A 17,636-nucleotide genomic window follows, 5' to 3' on the forward strand; every position below is an offset into this window, starting at 1 on the left:
TTATCGTGTATGATGGGAAAGTATTGAAAATTAAATCAGTGATAAACTAGGGGTGCCTAACGTATGCGTAGGCTGAGAGAGAAGCGTGTGAACTTCTTAACCCTTTGGACCTGATCTGGCTCGTACCAGCGTAGGGAAGTTAACGGCTTTACATAATGATGTCTTTTATGAGCCAGGTCCTTATTTTTTTATGGACCTGGCTCTTTTTGTTTTGGCATACGCTGGCCATATCTCGTCCTTGTCACGTACAGGGGGGCAACAAAGGTTATGAAACAATCTGTTTCAGCTGAGCAAATTGAATTGAAATCGAGTTTACCAGGAAGTAAGAAAGTGTATGTAGATGGACCACGGGAAGGTATGAAAGTACCGATGCGTGAGATTGCACAAAGCGATACGAATGGTGTCCAAAATCCGCCTATCCGTGTGTATGATACGAGTGGACCTTATACAGATCCTGAGTATAAAGTGGAGCTGGAAAAGGGATTGCAGGCGCCGCGTCATTCTTGGATCATGGAGCGCGGGGATGTAGAGGCATACGAAGGGCGTGAAGTAAAACCAGAGGATGACGGTGTGAAAGTGGCTTCGAAACATACACCTATTTTCCCGCAAATGGATCGTAAGCCGCTTAGAGCGAAGGAAGGTGCAAATGTTACGCAAATGCACTATGCGCGTAATGGCATTATTACGTCTGAGATGGAGTATGTTGCGATTCGTGAAGGAGTGGAGCCTGAGTTTGTTCGTAAGGAAATTGCAGAAGGTCGTGCGATTTTACCAGCGAATATTAACCATCCGGAAGCAGAACCGATGATTATCGGACGTAACTTTCATGTGAAGGTAAATGCAAATATCGGAAACTCTGCTGTATCTTCTTCTATTGCAGAAGAAGTAGAGAAGATGACATGGGCAACGCGCTGGGGTGCAGATACGATTATGGATTTATCTACAGGTAAAAATATTCATACGACGCGTGAATGGATTATACGTAATGCTCCTGTACCGGTTGGAACTGTACCTATTTATCAAGCACTTGAGAAAGTAAACGGAATTGCAGAAGATCTAACGTGGGAAGTGTACCGTGATACGTTAATTGAGCAAGCGGAGCAAGGCGTTGATTACTTTACGATTCACGCTGGTGTATTACTTCGTTATATTCCAATTACTGCAAAACGTACGACAGGTATCGTTTCACGCGGTGGTTCGATTATGGCACAGTGGTGTTTATTCCATCATAAAGAAAACTTCCTATATACTCATTTTGAAGAGATTTGTGAAATTATGAAGCAGTACGATGTTTCATTCTCGCTTGGAGATGGATTACGTCCAGGTTCGATTGCAGATGCAAATGACGAAGCGCAGTTCTCGGAGCTTGAAACACTTGGTGAATTGACGAAAATCGCTTGGAAACATGATGTGCAAGTTATGATTGAAGGACCTGGACATGTACCGATGCACTTAATTAAAGAAAATATGGAGAAAGAACTTGATATTTGTCAGGGCGCGCCATTTTATACACTTGGGCCGCTAACGACAGATATTGCACCAGGATATGACCATATTACATCCGCAATTGGAGCAGCAATGATCGGCTGGTTTGGAACGGCGATGCTTTGTTATGTAACGCCGAAAGAACATTTAGGTTTACCAAATAAAGATGATGTTCGAGAAGGGGTTATAACGTATAAAATTGCAGCACATGCGGCTGATCTTGCGAAAGGGCATAAAACGGCTCATCAGCGTGATGACGCACTTTCAAAAGCACGTTTCGAATTTCGTTGGCGCGATCAATTTAATTTGTCTTTAGATCCTGAACGTGCGATGGAGTATCACGATGAAACGTTACCAGCAGAAGGAGCGAAAACAGCTCATTTTTGTTCAATGTGTGGACCGAAGTTTTGTAGTATGAGAATTTCACATGATATTCGTGAATATGCGAAAGAAAATGACTTAGAAACGACAGAAGCAATTGAAAAAGGAATGAAAGAGAAGGCGAAAGAATTTAAAGATACTGGTAGTCATTTATACCAATAACACGTTACACCTCTTTACTTGATTGATCACACTGTAGTACCTAACTTAATTATAGAAAAAGCCCCCTTTGCTAAGACGGTAGCAAAGGGGGCTTCTGTTTTCTTTATAAGGCAAAGAAGAGGTGTACCCAGTAGTATAAGAGGAATAATGTGACGACTGTTGTGAGAGGAATAACGATGAGAGATACGCTTAAATAATCTTTCCATTTTACTTTAATTTTGTTTTGTTTCAGAATATACATCCAGATGAGGGAAGCTAGTGTACCGATTGGTAATAATAGTGAACCGATGTCACTACCAATAATGTTTGCGAGGTAGATTGTTTTTAATGTGACTGGATCTAGCCCCATTTCTGTTAATGTGATTGTACCAATCATAAGTGCAGGGTGGTTATTGAAGACGTTAGAGAGGATGGATACAAGTCCGCCCATGGCAAAGCTAGCATAGAGTAAATGCTGACTTACAAGTGGCTCGAGCCATTGCACAAGTGCGGCTGTTAATCCTGCGTTGTGAAGCCCGTAAATAATGACGTACATAGAGAAGGCGAAGATTAAAATGTGCCACGGTGTCTTTTTCAAAATATCGACAGGGTTTGTTCGTAAGTAGTACCATCTCCAGATAAGAAGAACGAGGGAACCTAGCACCGCAACGATTTCGATTGGGATAGATAAGAAGGATGCAACGAACAGAAGACAGCGCATAAGGAAGACAAAACCTAATACTTTTAACATGAATTTTGTACGTTTTTGTTTCGTATCAACAGAATTGTTTCCTTTTAATGGATGGAAATTTTTCGTGAAGAAAATTTCTTCAATATCATATGAAGAAACCGGTAATTTCTCTGGTAATTTTTTCTTTAAAACAGTATACATGAGCCATGACATAAACAATAATCCTAAGGTTGCAGGTACAAACATCATCGCTGTGTGCATATAGAGAGTCATATTAACGATGTTTAATGCGATTAAGTTTACGATATTACTTACACCGATTGGTGCACTAGATGCAGTGGCGATTAAAGCACCGCTTAATAAATAAGGAATTTGTTGATGAGGCTTTAATTGAAGATTTTTCAGAAGAAGGATTAAAATTGGGGTTGTAATCAAAATACTACCGTCATTATTAAATAAAAGAGTCATAAGAAAGCATAGTAATTGAATGTACCAGTATAGGCGGCGTCCAGAACCTTTCGCTAAATTTGCGAGTTTTGCTGCAGCCCAATGGAAGAAGCCGAAGCTTTCTAATATAACTGCCATAACGATGGTCGCCAATATCGTTATGGAAGCGCCTCCGATTTTACTTATAATGTCCATGACATCTGGCTTTGATACAAGTCCAGTAATGAGGATAATACCAGCGCCAATTGCTGCTGGCCATGCCTCATTTAAGCCACGAGGTCGCCAAAAAATAACAACCATCGTTAAGAAGAATACAATAATAGTAATCCATATCTCAATGCTCATAGTTAGCCTACCTTTCTATTTTCCCTTGAACGGATGTAGCTTGTCTCAAGTTTATATAGCAGTATATTCACAAAAAAATGATAGGAACTAGGCATTTAATTGAATCTAGTGAATATGTGTATTTGATGATAGGAGGCAAATGTAGATAGTAGTGAAATAACTATCGAGAGAGGGGCCTAATACTTAGGGACATTATATATGATAATGCCCCATTTCCAGCTTATATGTTTATTTTTCCTTTAAAAAAGTTCGATCCTTCAAGAATAAATTCCAGAAGAAAATGAATCCGGGTAGTAAAATTGCAATCCCGATTGCGTAGAGGATAAGTAGCGCATAGAATGTTTCGACCGTCGTAAAGCTTGTAAATACAGTTACGTCCGGGTAAATGATATACGGTAAATGAGCGACGCCGTAAGCGTAGCTTGCAAATGCATATTGAGCGACGACAGCTAAAACTGCAATGCGAGGAAATCCTAGTGTGCTATATTTCTTATTTGTCCACCAAAGGGAGGAATAGCCGATAACAAATAAAATGATAGAGACTGTAAACCATGGGAATTGCTTTATTAATCCTTGCATTAGCCAGTGTGTTTGTGGGTCCATTACAACGAGAGCTATAATTGCCGTAACGAGCGTTGCAGGACCAAGTATGATGGCATTTCTTCTATAAAGTCTATATGCATCTTCTGAACCTTGCTCTCTCGCAAAATCAGCGAGAAAGAGAGAAGATAGAAACAGTTCCGAAGTTAGTCCGAATAGCATATAACAATAAATAACAGGACTAGAAAGAAGTTTTCCGTAAAGGAGTACTTCTTTTCCTTCAGCCATTGTAATGTAGGCACCCTCTGTAACAGGTAAAACGGTAATTAATAGGGCTGGAATTAAGAGCCCTGTAATACCTGAAATAATCCGAAGAAGATGTTGGTACTTCGGCAGAGAGTAAGCAAATACCATAAATGTACTACGAATTGCAACGAGTACTAGAATTAGCATGACTGGTACGAACATAACGGTTGCAAGGGTAAAGGCTGCTTTCGGAAAGAAACCAAGGAAAGCGACAACGACAAAGACAAGAAACGTATTTGTTACTTCCCAAGTTGGTGATAAGTATCGATTAGCAAGCTTGGCAGCAAGTGTTGGATGTTTCGCATATACCATGCCCCAAAAACCCGCTCCAAAATCAATGGACCCTAATATACTGTATACGAAAATAAGAGCCCATAAGATGATGATTGCAATGCTTTCCTCATGCACGAGAACCGCCTCCTTGGTGATGTAAATCATTCTTTAGCGGATGTCTCTTAAAGAATGTCCGTAGTACAAAGACTGTTAAAATACCGAGTCCGATATATAAAATAATGAATAGAATAAATAAAGGACCGACGAAATCAGCGCGTGTAGAAGCATCGACTGTACGCTGCATACCATAAATTGTCCACGGCTGACGACCGCTACAGCTGAAAATCCATCCGAATTCAATACCGAGCATCATAACTGGTCCACATGCGGCAGCTCCCCAAAGAAGCCACTTTGGTAACTCGGCTCCTTTTTTTCGGTAAACGAAGTACCAATATAAGAGAGCGATTGCTGCAACTGCAAAGGTAAAGGCAGCGGTGCCGACCATTAAGTTGAACAGCGTATGTGTGTAAAATGGTGGCCATGTTTCTTGTGGGAATTCCTTTAAACCTTTTACGACGGTGCTAGGGTCTAGTCCCACTAATAGGCTAAGCATGTTCGGAATTTCCAGCGCATAGTTTAGTTCAAGTGTGTTAGGATCCACAACCCCGCCAATTGATAAGGGAGCATGTGATGTCGTTTCAAATAAAGCTTCAGCAGATGCAAGTTTTTCAGGTGAATGCTTATGTAAGGCGATTGCTGATTCGTGCCCCGAAAGCCACATCGTAGCACCTGTAATAAATGTCACGACGAGTCCTAACAGTAGTCCCTTTTTATGATAAGCGACTTCACGCTCACTTACATTCTTCTTTAATAATTTAAATCCAGCGATAGAGGCAATGACGGCTGCTCCAGTCGCATAGGCTGTAATAACGACGTGGAATGCGCTTGTGCCAAAGCTCGGATTAAAGAAAGCTTTCCACGGATCAACGTTAAAAACCGATCCATCTGGCCCCATGGAAAAGCCTGCGGGTGTATTCATCCATGTATTTGCTGATGTAATAAGCACGGCGGATGCCGTGGCACCAATCATGACGAAAAAGAGTGAGATTAATCTCATGAATGGAGGTAATTTATCAGCTGCATATACATAAATAGACATGAATAAAGCTTCTAAAAAGAAGGCGAAAATCTCAATTTGAAAGGGAACAGAAATAACTTGCCCAACAATTTTGGCGAAACCAGGCCAAAGAAGTGAGATTTGTACACCAACAATTGTTCCAGTTGGAATTGCTACACCGAGAAGAATAGCAAAAGCCTTTGTCCATCTTTTTGCCATAATGGCATAGTCGGAATCTTTCTTCCAGTGATAGAGTATCTCACTTATAAAAATCATCAAAGATAGCCCGACTCCAAGTGTTGCAAAGATAATGTGGAATGCTAATGAAGAACCAAAAAACGCTCTTGCTAATGTTACGGTATCCATATATATACTCCTCTTCTTTTTTGCCATTATTTTCTGATTGAATTGGAAGATTTATTCAATAAACTGCCAAAAATATATATGTATTTAAAAAGTGAATATGGTAATATGATGTTTGAATATTATAAATAGAAAGAAATTAACATTTAATAATATTTTGTTTGTTTTTTATCTAGGAATATTTTATAATCTTTTATGCGAACATAAGTTCTGTTTTGTGGTTGAAGAAGTTTATGTGAAATGGAGAGGGTGTTTTATGTATCCTGAAGTCATTAAAAAGATGGCGTTTTCAAAAGAGCATAGAGATTTATTATTGAAGTTGTATAATAAAGAAATTACACGTCGTGAATATGACCGACTTGTGGAATCACTATATAGACCTTCTAAAGAGGTTTGTGAGGGGTAGAAATGCGGGAGACAATCTATTAGATTGTCTTTTTTAATTTACGTATGTTCTGGTAAAATTAAGGTTAGCCTTATTAGGGAGGTGAAAAGATTGCGGAAACGTTTATATATAGGGATTGGAGTTATTCTCTTAATCGCCTTAGGTGGAATTGTATTTTGGTCAGCCTTACAAGGAAACCGTACGGAACATTTTATTTTAAGACATATGGTGAATGAAAATGGGACACTTGCCACCTATCGTTTAGAAGATACAAAGGCAGGTACTGGGGAAGCGAAAGGCCGTGAAGCTTTATCAGAATCGGCAGGGCTATGGCTACAATATACATTGGATAAAGATGATCAAGCGTTATTTGATGAACAAGTAAAGGTCGTTCAAAATAACTTTGTACATAAGGATCGTATCGTTTTATGGAAAGTCTCTGAAAAGGGAGAAATGCAGTCAGCTACAAATGCACTTATAGATGATCTTCGTATTATAGAACAATTATATCGTGCTTATGAAATGTATAAGGAAGATCGTTATAAAAATCTTGCAGATCAATTGAGTGATGCTGTACTTCGTTACAATAAGAAAGATAATTATTACGTTGATTATTATGACGCGGATGCAGGGAAGCAAAGTGGTTTTGCAACAACATCATACATAAATCCGCATGCATTCTCGTACATGAAAAAGTATGGAAAAGTTTCTGCTGAGCAGTATCAAGAAGTGGTTCAATTTCTAGCGGATTATCCAAGGCATGGCTGGGCATTCCCGAAAGAGTATAAGGGAGATGGTACATTTACGTACGATAAAGAAGTGAATCTTATTGACCAATCATACGTTGCTTACCATCGTAGTTTAGGTGGTCTTTCATCAGATGCTTATTTGGAATTTATAAAGAAGAAGTTCCAGAAGGACGGAAAGTTATACGGCCGTTATAATTTAGAAACGGGAAAACAAACTGTGGATTATGAATCACCAGCTGCTTACGGATTAACGATTTTGTACGTACTACAAACAGGTGATACAAAGTTTGCGACGGAATTGTATGAACATATGGCCACATTCCGAAATGATAATGTATTTAGTAGATATTACGGTGGGTACGTAACAGGCGAAAATAATAATACGCATATTTTTGATAATGTACTACCACTTTTAGCTGAAATGGAATTAGAGAAGAGTAAGAAATAGAAGGTGCCATCCTATGGGGGTGGCACCTTCTATTTGTGTCGTTATTTGTTGATAAATCAATATTTCTTGGCGAAACGTCGATATATTTGAAGTTATGATCGATATAATTTTATGACCTAATATTGGAGAAGTAGTCAATCACGAATTCACGGAATTTCTGAGCAGTTTTCGATAAGTAGCGTTTCTTCGACCAACTTAAGCCAATGGTTCGTTCGCAATTAGGTTCAATAATACGTAATTTATTTAATGCTAAAGTAGAGTTTTTTAATAAAGTTAAACTTGGGACAAAAGCGATGCCGAGACCTTGCTTAATAAGGTCGCTAATCACGGTTGGTTCATCTACTTCAAAAGCGATATGTGGAGTGAAGCCAGCTTCTTTACAAAATTCATCTGTTAAGTGTCGAAATCCATAACCAGTGTTCATACTAATAAACGGTTCGTCCTTTACTTCATGAAGATAGATACTCTCACGTCCTGATAAACGGTGGCCTGAAGGGACGACTAAGAAAATTTCTTCTGTAATAAGTGGTTCCCAAATAATCTCCTCGCCTTCAATTGGCACAGAAGAAATGCAAAAGTCAATTTCTATATTATCTAGTTGTCGTTTCATAGAAGGAGTAGATGCGAGAAACTGTTGGAATCTAACATTAGGATGTTCTAGTAAAAAAGAACCGAGTAGTTCTGGTAATATTCTTGGAATAGAAACGGCCAGCGTAATAGAGCTTTGTTGTAAGTTAGCTAAATCTTTAATTTCTCGTTCGCCTTCACTTAATTCATGAAAAATGCGCTCTACGCGTTTTAAGAATACTTTCCCGAAAGAGTTTAATGTAATTTGTCGACCTTGGCGATCAAATAACGGGACGCCTAAGTCTTTTTCTAGTCTAGCAATTGTTTTGCTGAGTGAAGGCTGCGCGATATGCAATTCTTCAGCTGCTTTTGTCATATGTTCTAGTCGTGCGACTGTTTGAAAGTATTTTAATTGGAGCAGTTCCATTTCGAATCTCCCTTCTATAGACCAAAAGGAATGAATTTATAATTAAAGATGTATTATACAGTATGAAAAGTGACGTGTATAGTAAATCTGTTAAACCATTCTAATGGTGTTAAATTCGGAGAAGGAGTATGTTTCATGAAGGGAATTCAACTTGTATTTAAAGATTGGAAAGCGATGTGGCACCATAAACATGGACGTATCGCTTTAATTTTTTTGTTAATCGTTCCTTTAATTTATTCGGGATTCTTTTTAGCTGGATATTGGGATCCATACGGACGATTAGATAAATTACCTGTTGCAGTTGTGAATTTAGATAAAGGTGCTGCAATGGATGAAAAAACAATTCATGCAGGAGACGACTTTGTTAAAAATTTAAAAGAGAATAAGGAACTGGCTTTTCATTTCGTATCAGAAAAAAATGCTGATGAAGGGTTAAAAGAAGATAAGTATTATATGGTTGTTACGATTCCGGAAGATTTCTCTAAAAAAGTAAGTACACTTATGGATGAGAAACCAGAACCGGCACAATTGCAGTACAAAGTAAATCCAGGTAAAAACTTTGTAGCAGCTCAAATTGGAACGACAGCTGTTGAAAATATGAAAACAAAAATCTCAAACAGTATTACGAAATCTTATACAGAAGGTGTCTTTTCAAAGTTTCAAGATTTGGCACAAGGATTGAGTGATGCAAGTAATGGGGCTGAGAAGTTACATGAAGGAACGACCGATGCAAAAAATGGAGCAAATCGGCTTGCGGATGGTATTGATCGTTTAAGTGACGGGACATCGAAATTGAAAGAGGGAAGTGACAAGCTTGCATCCAGTCAATCTGCTTTAACCGGGGGAGCAAATGAGCTAAGTCAAGGAGCGACATCACTTCATAGTGGTTTGGAATTACTAGCGCAAGGTGAAGGAACTTTACAATCAGGAGTTAGTGAATTAAGTGCTGGTACAAATGAATGGGTGAACGGAAGCGAGAAACTTGCTGAGGGACAAGTGAAAGCGGAGGATGCGGCAAGTAGTGTGAAGAAGCAATTAGAGGAGTACATGAAAAGTCATCCAGAAGCACAGCAAGATCCTGCTTTTCAAAAAATCGTTGCTACTTCTAATGGGTTAGCTAAAGCAACAAATACTTTAAATAATGGCCAACAACAATTGACACAAGGCGCGAAGAAGCTTGCTGACGGTCAGCTTAAAGTTGAAGAAGGCATGAATACATTCGGAGTTAAGTTAAATGAAGCTACTGCTGGAACGAAAAAGATAGCAGATGGTGCGGCAAATCTAGCTGATGGATTTACGAAGTGGAGCAATGGATTTACATCATTACAAGAAGGTGTAAATCAGCTTGCGAGTGGTGGAACAGAGCTGAATAATGGCGCTGGCAAGTTAGTGAATGGCCTTGTTAAACTTGACGACGGTGCGAAAGAACTTGCTACGAAATTAGGAGAGGGCGCAGAGAAGATAGCGGATGTTCGCAATGATGATGCACGCAATACGATGTTCTCGGAGCCAGTTCAATTAGTGAAGTCAACAGTTTCTGACGTACCTAACTACGGTTCAGGTATTGCACCATATTTCTTATCACTTGCATTTTATGTCGGCGGAATTATGGCGTCAAATATTTTACCGCTTGGCCGTAGACAAAATATGAAGGTAAGTGGAACGGTACATTTTGTTAATAAACTAGGATTAGTATATTTAATTGGACTCATTCAAGCGCTACTTGTAGATGTGGTTGTGCTAGGAGTTATGAAATTAGAAGTTGCAAGTGTACCACTCTTTGTTTTATCAAGTATTGTTATTTCCTTTACGTTTATGACGTTTATTCTTATGTTAGTAACGGTATTTGGTCTTGTTGGGAAATTCGCGGCAGTAACACTTCTCGTCTTGCAATTAGCGACGAGTGGGGGGACTTTCCCAGGAGAATTAAACGTAGCTGTTCTTAGCAAAATCGGACAGTTTCTTCCAATGTCACATTCTCTTAGAGGATTACAAGATGTTATCTCTTTAGGAGATTGGTCGCAATTACGAATGCAAATTTTAATATTGTTATGTTACCTCGTTGTTGCTGGTGGAATTGCTTGGATTACGAGTCATATACAGCATAGAGAAACGAATACAGAACAAGTTTCTTAAAATGAAAGAAGCTATCCGATTTTTTCGGATAGCTTCTTTTTTATTTGCGTTCCATTACTGCAAAGTAATTATTTTCATTATCAGCAAAATTAAATGCTTTACCAGTAGGTAAATCTACAACTTGTCCAACTGTGACATTTTTCTCAGAAAGGTCTTTATATAGACGGTCTAAGTTATTTGAGAAGAACATAAGTGAAGGTGTATTAAGATTTAGTTCAGGTTGCATCTTCGCGATTAACGCTTTATCGTGAAGGACGATGCTTGTTCCTGCTTCTTTCGCCGGTGCAATTTCAATCCAGCGGAATCCTTTTCCGTTATTTTCTTCCGCAATAATTTGGAATCCTACTGTCTCAGTCCAAAATTGTACGGCTTCATCTTGATTATTTACATATAACATAATTTGTCCAATTTGATTAATCATAGGTGTATCCTACTTTCTTTTCTTGTATGGAATTCTATTATATCAAAGATATGGTTTGCATACTTTTTCGTGATTTTTCCGAAGTATGATCTTCGCCCACTTTATATTTGTTGTAGGAGAAGGTCCTGTAATCCACGTATGAAGTGGTAGTGTACTGCAAATGGCCATTGCTGAAATCGAGATTGTAGCCGTTATTGTAAATAATAATAGGCTATATAATATTGTGTTTTCTTGCAGTGTGAATAAAGAAAGGAATTTTGTACATAGTTGCAAGAAGAAAAAGTGAGCTAAATAAGCACCATACGTGTAATTTCCGATAAATCGTAAAGCTTTATATAAGAAACCGCGTCGCTGTACGATTGTAATAGATAGCACGTACAGTATCATAATTTCACAAACGATATATAAAAACATAGACGGTTTTAAATAAGTAGAAACGGTTAAATGAATAGAGTTTGCTCCGTAAAAACTAAATAACTCATAATTGATGAATAAAAATAAGATGAAAAATAATATTGTGATAAGCGGGATATGTTTCATGACAAATATACGCCAAGTTTTTAATGATACAGCAGCGATTCCGCCCATAACGAAATAGAACGAGTAGAAGAAGAAGGAACGATCTGTATAATGTAAAATGGTTGAACTAGTCAATTTCTCTCCATTAAAAATGTAGTGAGAGGAGTACCACATTAAAAGGAAATATAGACAAGCAAAGATGGTCATATATTTATATATGTCTTTTTTATTTTCTGTTCGTTTTTGAAACCAATAAAATAGTGTGCATAGTAAAGGGAATAATAAATGAATTTGGAACATCATAATAACGTACCAAAGATGCGGTGCGGCTGTTCCGAGTAGTAAACTTTTTATCCCGCCTTGTAATGTCATAATATCGTTTGTTGTTAATAAGTAAAGAATAGACCAAAAGAAATAAGGAATGAGTAGGTGTGTGGCTTTTTCAGAAATATATTCTTTGTATACTAATTGCTTTGTATAGTGACGAATTAGGTGAAACCCAACGATAAATATGAATGCAGGTGCTGAAAACTTTGCGAGATTAAATAGCATACCCATAATGAGGGATTGTTCAAGTAAGACATTTCCTTGATTCATTGTATATAATAAGGAACTTTGCAAAACGACAGCAAGAAATGCAATGCTTTGCAAAACTTTAAATTCCGGTGCGCTTTGTGTCATTGTTTCCATCTCCTTTTCCATACATGATTATAGTACGGAGTAAGGATGAGAGGTGTGGAATATTTGTGAAGATTTTAACAAATTTGTGGCAAGAGGAGATATCAACGATTTTTCGGATATATCTATTATAACTTCAAATATATCAACGATTCTTCGAATATATCTATCATAACTTCAAATATATCAACGATTTTTTCAATATATCGACGTTTCGACAAGGGATATCGACTTATCAACAAATAACGACAAAAAGAGGATGCTCGTTTAGAGCATCCTCTTTTTATTTATTAAGCAAATTTATTTTTGATCCAGTTTTTACCTTCTACAAGGCGAGCTGTCATTACGGCACAAGCATTATCTGCGGTTACGTTTAACATCGTTGCAGGAGGATCAATAATTGTACTAATTGCTGCGATAATTGGCAGTGCTTCTGGCGGGAATCCATATAGAGAAACGATTAACATTTCCCCAATCATACCTCCGCCTGGAATAGCACCCATTACTGTTCCTACTAATAGAGAAACGACAAGTGCGATTGCTAATGTTTTTGGTCCTTCAAATTCCATGTTGAAAATACCGAATAAGAAAGCAATCTTTAATACCCCGCCTAAAACAGAGCCGTCTTTATGAAGTGTAGATCCAAGAAGGACAACTGTTTCACGAACGTCTGAAGAAATACCCATTTTTTTCGTTGCTTCTAAGTTCGCTGGAATACTTGCGGCACTGCTACAAGTTGCAAGAGATGTAACTGTAGGAGAGACCATATTCTTCCAAAATATTTGAACACCTTGTTTGCGACCTGCAAGGTATGCATAGAAAGTGAAGAATACAAAGAAATAAATTAGAGATGCTGGATAGTATACCATTGCTGCTCGGAAGTAAGTTCCAAGAAGTTGTGGTCCGAATTCGCCAACTAATGCTGCGAAGTAAGCAGCAAGTCCGATTGGAGCGTAGTACATAATGAAAGATACGATTTTCATTGAAATCTCTGCACCAGCTTGTAGGAATGTAGCGAATGGTTTACCTTTTTCACCAACTGCTGAAGTTGCAACCCCCATTAAGATAGAGAAGAAAATAAGAGCTAACATATTTTCACGAGATAGTAACTTCGAGAAGTCAGATACTGTTAAGATACCGACGATTTGATCCGCAACACTCACTGCTTTTTCAGCTTTGTCAGGTTGTGTTAGTTCTAATACAACGCCTTGTGCTGGCGGGAATACTTTCACGACAATAATCATAAAAATAGCAGCTAAAATACTTGTAAATAAGAAAGTTCCAGCCATACTAGACATAATTTTACCGAAACGTTTTAATCCATCCATATTAGCAATAGATGACGCGATGCTAAAGAATACTAAAGGTACAACAATCGTAAACATTAAGTTTAAGAAAATGTCACCAAGTGGCTTTAAAGCAACTGCATCGGCACCCATGAAATAACCAATGAAACCACCAATTAGGATAGAAGATAATAAAATAAGTGGAAAGCGATATGCCTTCATAAATATACCCTCCTATCAATTATAAAAAAATCATACTGAACTATTATAGCGAGTTAGAGTCCTCTTTACTAGAAGAATACCGATAGATGGAATAGCGTGAAAACCGAGAAATTTTTGTTTTTAAGCTCGGCATACAGTTAGAAATCTAGACATATATATTTGTAACCTAGTGGTAGCAAGGGATGTACCATAACTTAGGTTTAGAAAAAAGGGGAGGGATGCGGGATGAATATTTTGCTTTGCTGTGCGGCGGGAATGTCTTCCAGTTTGATTGTTACAAAAATGGAGAAAGCAGCACAGGCAAAAGGGATAGAGGTAAAGATTTGGGCTGTATCAGGTTCTGAAGTGAATAGTCACATCGATGAAGCAGATGTACTTTTACTTGGACCGCAAGTACGTTATTTATTACCGAAAATGAAAGAACTATGTAAGGGGAAAGGGATACCTGTTGATGTCATTCAATCCGTCCATTACGGACTTTGTAATGGGGAGGCTATCTTGCAAGCAGCTTTGTCAATGAAACCATGAGGAGAGTGGGATAGATGATACGGTTTTTAGAAAAATATGTAATGCCAATAGCAGGAAAGGTAGCAGAGCAGAGGCATTTGCAAGCTATACGTGATGGAATTATTTTAACGATGCCTTTCTTAATTATTGGATCATTTTTTCTTATTATTAGTGCATTACCAATACCAGGTTATAATGATTTTATGGCAGGGTTGTTTGGTGAGAGTTGGCAGAAAGCTTTGGGGTATCCAGTTAGTGCAACTTTTAATATAATGGCTTTAATAGCTGTTTTTGGAATCGCTTACAGACTTGGAGAGTATTATAAAGTGGATGCTTTAGCATCCGGGGCATTGTCGCTTGTGACATTTTTACTTGCGACTCCATTTCAAGTTGCATATATTATACCAAGCACGAAGGAAAGTGTGATTGTAGATGGAGCAATCCCAGCGGCGTTAATGGGAAGCCAAGGTTTATTTGTAGCGATGATTATTGCAATTATATCTACTGAAATATACCGATTTATTGTACAGAAAAAAATGATTATAAAGATGCCTGAGACAGTTCCACCTGCAGTAACACGTTCATTTGCTGCTCTTATTCCAGGATTTATTGTTGTGACAGTTGTTTGGATCATTAGATTGATTTTTGAACATACAACTTTCGGAAGTATTCATAATGTTGTAGGGAAGCTGCTGCAAGAGCCACTTAGTGTACTTGGTGCTAGTCTTTGGGGCGCAGTAATTGCAGTTATTATTGTCCATGTTCTTTGGGCGTGCGGAATTCATGGTGCTGCAATTGTTGGTGGTGTAATGAGCCCGATTTGGTTATCGTTAATGGATCAAAATCGCGTAGCGTTTCAGGCTAGTCAAGATGTACCGAATACAATTACGGCACAGTTCTTTGACTTGTGGATTTACATGGGTGGTTCTGGTGCAACACTTGCTTTAGTTGTAGGAATGTTATTGTTTGCACGAAGTCAGCAATTAAAAAGTATTGGTCGATTGTCCATTGCACCTGGTATTTTTAATATTAATGAAATGGTGACGTTCGGCATGCCGATTGTAATGAATCCACTTTTACTTATTCCATTTATATTAGTTCCAGTTGTATTAACGCTTGTTTCTTACTTTGCGATGGAATGGGGATTAGTTGCTCGTCCGAGCGGAGCGGCTGTACCTTGGACGACACCTATTCTTTTTAGTGGATATTTAGGATCGGGTGGGAAAATTTCAGGTGTTATTTTGCAACTTGTTAACTTTGCACTAGCATTCTTTATTTATTTACCGTTCTTAAAAATATGGGATAAACAAAAATTAGCTGAAGAAAAGGGGGAGTAAAAAACTAAAATGGATACGATAGAGACGAAAGCTTTTCATCTAATCTTGCATGGGGGAAATGCAAGAAGTTGTTCAATGGAAGCAATTGATTGCGCGAAGCGTGGGGCGTTTACAGAAGCTGAAGCTAAATTACAAGAGGCACTAGAAGAATTAAAAGAGGCACATCGTGTACAAACGGAGCTTATACAAAAAGAGGCTGGTGGGGAAAAGACAGAGGTTACCTTACTGATGGTGCACGCACAAGATCATTTAATGAATGCGATTACAGTAAAGGAATTAGCGAGTGAATTTGTAGAGTTATATAGGAAGATGTCAGTGAATGAATGAACCTTGCGTATGCAAGGTTTTTTTATGTATTTGCCCGCACCATCAGTGGGGTGTTCATCCCACTGATGGTAGTTGCAATCCTCCTTTTTACGGATGAGTAAGAGAAATAGTTAATCGATAGTAACAATTTCTCCTATACCACGAATCAATTTTTTTATTTGTATCTGCTCCGGTTTTAATATATTTACGATATAATCAATCGCCATTTGTGGTTCAACAGTTGTACCGCATGTATAGCAATCAATTGCTGCAAAGTTTTTTTCTGGATAAGTGTGAATAGAAAGATGGCTTTCTGATAGTAACACTAATACTGTAACGCCATAAGGATGGAATTCTTTTGTACTTACATTTAAAACATGTGCGCCAGAATGGTCGGCAGCGACAACTAAATGGCGTTCTAAAAAGTGAATATCATCTAAGAGGGAAAAATCCACTCCCCACAAATCTACTATTATATGCTTACCGAAAGTAGAATATTCCATAGGTTAGCACTCCTTACTATAATATCGTCAAAACTCCATTTCCTTTTTGTAACATTGATGTAGGATAAGATTGGATTCTGAGTTTAGAAGAGCGAGATTACGGTGATCTAAATGTTCTTCTTTAAATTGAAATAAAGGAAAAAGAAGAGAAGGTAATGTTCGAGGAGTTGGTACTACGTATAATTGCTCAATTTGATCGAGTACATAGGCAGAATTAGCTGCAATATGAAATCCCCAGTCAGTTCCGAAAGAAGGAACAATTATATGATAGCTTTTTACAATTAAGCCGGCATTTTCAATTGTATTACCGATACTCCAATATACAAGAGGTGCATCAGCAGGTGAATTAGATTGGCAGACGAAAGCACCATCTTCTGTTAAGAATGTAGCTATACGAGCAAAAAGTTCGCTTGTATATAAAGTACTTAATAACTCTGTCGCTGGATCAGGGAAATCAATGATGATTACATCGTATAAAGAGGAAGGAGAATTCAAAAACTCTTTTGCATCGCATACGTGTGCATTCACACGATTATCAAAAAATGCGCTTTTGTTCAAAGCAACTAATTCAGGAACGTTACGCGCCATATTAATCATTGCCTCGTCTAGGTCAACAAGGTCTACATGTAATACTGTTTCATATTTCAATACCTCTCGTAAGGCAAGACCATCGCCACCGCCTAATATGAGAACACGTTTTGGATCAATTACCTTTGACATAATTGGATGCACAAGTGCTTCATGATAAATTTGCTCATCAACGGAACTAAATTGTAGTTGTTTGTCCAAATAGAGGCGAACATCGCTGACTTGTACTAAATTAATATTTTGATAATCACTTTTTTCTTCAAATAAATTTGTGTGTTCCCCAGCTTGTATTTCTTTTAGAGAAATTTCATCCCATATATCTAAGCTGTGCGAGTTTGTTTCTATTATAGGTTCTAATTGTGTTTGCTTATTGTGTTCGTCCTGTTTATCTTGTTCGTCCTGTTTATCTTGTTCGTCCTGTTTATCTTGTTAGTCCTGTTTATCTTGTTAGTCCTGTTTATCTTGTTA

15 protein-coding genes, 1 pseudogene and 1 riboswitch are annotated in these 17,636 nt (G+C 38.0%); of the genes and pseudogenes, 7 read left to right on the forward strand and 9 right to left on the reverse strand.

Annotation, left to right across the window (positions count from 1 at the left end; translation table 11 throughout):
• Nucleotides 1-38: 38 nt before the first annotated feature.
• Nucleotides 39-154, forward strand: a riboswitch (TPP riboswitch).
• Nucleotides 155-267: 113 nt separating this feature from the next.
• Complete coding sequence (gene thiC, locus JDS98_RS12720; RefSeq protein ID WP_199632931.1) at nucleotides 268-2,028, forward strand: phosphomethylpyrimidine synthase ThiC; 1,761 nt, start codon at nucleotides 268-270, stop codon at nucleotides 2,026-2,028.
• A gap of 103 nt (nucleotides 2,029-2,131) precedes the next feature.
• Here thiC and JDS98_RS12725 read toward each other — a convergent pair whose 3' ends face one another.
• From JDS98_RS12725 to cydA, 3 genes are all read right to left on the reverse strand, one after another.
• Entirely contained in the window at nucleotides 2,132-3,490 is a 1,359-nt protein-coding gene (locus JDS98_RS12725; RefSeq protein ID WP_087970389.1) for an arsenic transporter, read from the reverse strand.
• 228 nt (nucleotides 3,491-3,718) lie between these two features.
• Entirely contained in the window at nucleotides 3,719-4,744 is a 1,026-nt protein-coding gene (locus tag JDS98_RS12730) for a cytochrome d ubiquinol oxidase subunit II (protein WP_087970390.1), read from the reverse strand.
• Nucleotides 4,737-6,092, reverse strand: a complete 1,356-nt coding sequence (gene cydA / locus JDS98_RS12735; protein WP_087970391.1) for a cytochrome ubiquinol oxidase subunit I — start codon at nucleotides 6,090-6,092, stop codon at nucleotides 4,737-4,739. Before cydA ends, JDS98_RS12730 begins: the two co-directional genes overlap by 8 nt.
• Before the next feature lie 253 nt (nucleotides 6,093-6,345).
• On the opposite strand from cydA, the gene JDS98_RS12740 reads away from it, so the two are divergent.
• Nucleotides 6,346-6,495, forward strand: coding sequence for a hypothetical protein (locus JDS98_RS12740; protein ID WP_000283176.1), 150 nt, complete (start codon nucleotides 6,346-6,348; stop codon nucleotides 6,493-6,495).
• 90 nt (nucleotides 6,496-6,585) lie between these two features.
• The gene (locus tag JDS98_RS12745) at nucleotides 6,586-7,671 is read left to right on the forward strand and encodes a transcriptional regulator (RefSeq protein ID WP_199633945.1); all 1,086 of its coding nucleotides are present in this window, start codon (nucleotides 6,586-6,588) and stop codon (nucleotides 7,669-7,671) included.
• A 109-nt stretch (nucleotides 7,672-7,780) separates the two neighbouring features.
• Here JDS98_RS12745 and JDS98_RS12750 read toward each other — a convergent pair whose 3' ends face one another.
• Nucleotides 7,781-8,665, reverse strand: a complete 885-nt coding sequence (locus JDS98_RS12750; protein WP_000421932.1) for a LysR family transcriptional regulator — start codon at nucleotides 8,663-8,665, stop codon at nucleotides 7,781-7,783.
• Nucleotides 8,666-8,800: 135 nt separating this feature from the next.
• Between JDS98_RS12750 and JDS98_RS12755 the strand changes: the two genes are divergently transcribed.
• A complete protein-coding gene (locus JDS98_RS12755; protein ID WP_199633946.1) occupies nucleotides 8,801-10,801 on the forward strand; it encodes a YhgE/Pip domain-containing protein in 2,001 nt (666 codons plus the stop codon).
• Nucleotides 10,802-10,841: 40 nt separating this feature from the next.
• Here JDS98_RS12755 and JDS98_RS12760 read toward each other — a convergent pair whose 3' ends face one another.
• The 3 genes from JDS98_RS12760 to JDS98_RS12770 all read right to left on the reverse strand — a co-directional run bounded on the left by JDS98_RS12760 (nucleotide 10,842) and on the right by JDS98_RS12770 (nucleotide 13,927).
• Entirely contained in the window at nucleotides 10,842-11,222 is a 381-nt protein-coding gene (locus JDS98_RS12760) for a VOC family protein (RefSeq protein ID WP_000609841.1), read from the reverse strand.
• A 42-nt stretch (nucleotides 11,223-11,264) separates the two neighbouring features.
• On the reverse strand, nucleotides 11,265-12,422 hold the full coding sequence (locus JDS98_RS12765; protein ID WP_000194326.1) for an acyltransferase: 1,158 nt from the start codon (nucleotides 12,420-12,422) through the stop codon (nucleotides 11,265-11,267).
• 287 nt (nucleotides 12,423-12,709) lie between these two features.
• Entirely contained in the window at nucleotides 12,710-13,927 is a 1,218-nt protein-coding gene (locus tag JDS98_RS12770) for a dicarboxylate/amino acid:cation symporter (protein WP_199633947.1), read from the reverse strand.
• Nucleotides 13,928-14,152: 225 nt separating this feature from the next.
• Here JDS98_RS12770 and JDS98_RS12775 point away from each other — a divergent pair, with 225 nt between their 5' ends.
• From JDS98_RS12775 to JDS98_RS12785, 3 genes are read left to right on the forward strand one after another with little or no spacing between them, the layout of a single operon-like run.
• A complete protein-coding gene (locus JDS98_RS12775) occupies nucleotides 14,153-14,455 on the forward strand; it encodes a PTS sugar transporter subunit IIB (protein ID WP_001023559.1) in 303 nt (100 codons plus the stop codon).
• A gap of 14 nt (nucleotides 14,456-14,469) precedes the next feature.
• Nucleotides 14,470-15,771: a PTS cellobiose transporter subunit IIC gene (gene celB, locus JDS98_RS12780; RefSeq protein WP_000617766.1), complete on the forward strand. Its 1,302-nt coding sequence runs from the start codon at nucleotides 14,470-14,472 to the stop codon at nucleotides 15,769-15,771.
• Nucleotides 15,772-15,780: 9 nt separating this feature from the next.
• The gene (locus tag JDS98_RS12785; protein WP_000379629.1) at nucleotides 15,781-16,098 is read left to right on the forward strand and encodes a PTS sugar transporter subunit IIA; all 318 of its coding nucleotides are present in this window, start codon (nucleotides 15,781-15,783) and stop codon (nucleotides 16,096-16,098) included.
• A 110-nt stretch (nucleotides 16,099-16,208) separates the two neighbouring features.
• Here JDS98_RS12785 and speD read toward each other — a convergent pair whose 3' ends face one another.
• Together speD and JDS98_RS12795 are read right to left on the reverse strand one after the other, a co-directional pair.
• Entirely contained in the window at nucleotides 16,209-16,580 is a 372-nt protein-coding gene (speD, locus tag JDS98_RS12790) for an adenosylmethionine decarboxylase (RefSeq protein WP_000456812.1), read from the reverse strand.
• A 27-nt stretch (nucleotides 16,581-16,607) separates the two neighbouring features.
• Nucleotides 16,608-17,594: pseudogene (locus tag JDS98_RS12795) on the reverse strand (polyamine aminopropyltransferase); the annotation flags it as partial.
• Nucleotides 17,595-17,636: the final 42 nt, after the last annotated feature.

This window comes from Bacillus cereus group sp. N11 (assembly GCF_016483605.1).
In the GTDB taxonomy this organism is placed as follows: domain Bacteria; phylum Bacillota; class Bacilli; order Bacillales; family Bacillaceae_G; genus Bacillus_A; species Bacillus_A toyonensis.

Coding starts and splice junctions, on each gene's coding strand:
- speD (WP_000456812.1), bottom strand. CDS start 16,580: ATGGAATATTCTACTTTCGGTAAGCATATAATAGTAGATTTGTGGGGA.
- JDS98_RS12775 (WP_001023559.1), top strand. CDS start 14,153: ATGAATATTTTGCTTTGCTGTGCGGCGGGAATGTCTTCCAGTTTGATT.
- JDS98_RS12740 (WP_000283176.1), top strand. CDS start 6,346: ATGTATCCTGAAGTCATTAAAAAGATGGCGTTTTCAAAAGAGCATAGA.
- JDS98_RS12785 (WP_000379629.1), top strand. CDS start 15,781: ATGGATACGATAGAGACGAAAGCTTTTCATCTAATCTTGCATGGGGGA.
- JDS98_RS12765 (WP_000194326.1), bottom strand. CDS start 12,422: ATGACACAAAGCGCACCGGAATTTAAAGTTTTGCAAAGCATTGCATTT.
- JDS98_RS12725 (WP_087970389.1), bottom strand. CDS start 3,490: ATGAGCATTGAGATATGGATTACTATTATTGTATTCTTCTTAACGATG.
- thiC (WP_199632931.1), top strand. CDS start 268: ATGAAACAATCTGTTTCAGCTGAGCAAATTGAATTGAAATCGAGTTTA.
- celB (WP_000617766.1), top strand. CDS start 14,470: ATGATACGGTTTTTAGAAAAATATGTAATGCCAATAGCAGGAAAGGTA.
- JDS98_RS12760 (WP_000609841.1), bottom strand. CDS start 11,222: ATGATTAATCAAATTGGACAAATTATGTTATATGTAAATAATCAAGAT.
- JDS98_RS12755 (WP_199633946.1), top strand. CDS start 8,801: ATGAAGGGAATTCAACTTGTATTTAAAGATTGGAAAGCGATGTGGCAC.
- JDS98_RS12770 (WP_199633947.1), bottom strand. CDS start 13,927: ATGAAGGCATATCGCTTTCCACTTATTTTATTATCTTCTATCCTAATT.
- cydA (WP_087970391.1), bottom strand. CDS start 6,092: ATGGATACCGTAACATTAGCAAGAGCGTTTTTTGGTTCTTCATTAGCA.
- JDS98_RS12750 (WP_000421932.1), bottom strand. CDS start 8,665: ATGGAACTGCTCCAATTAAAATACTTTCAAACAGTCGCACGACTAGAA.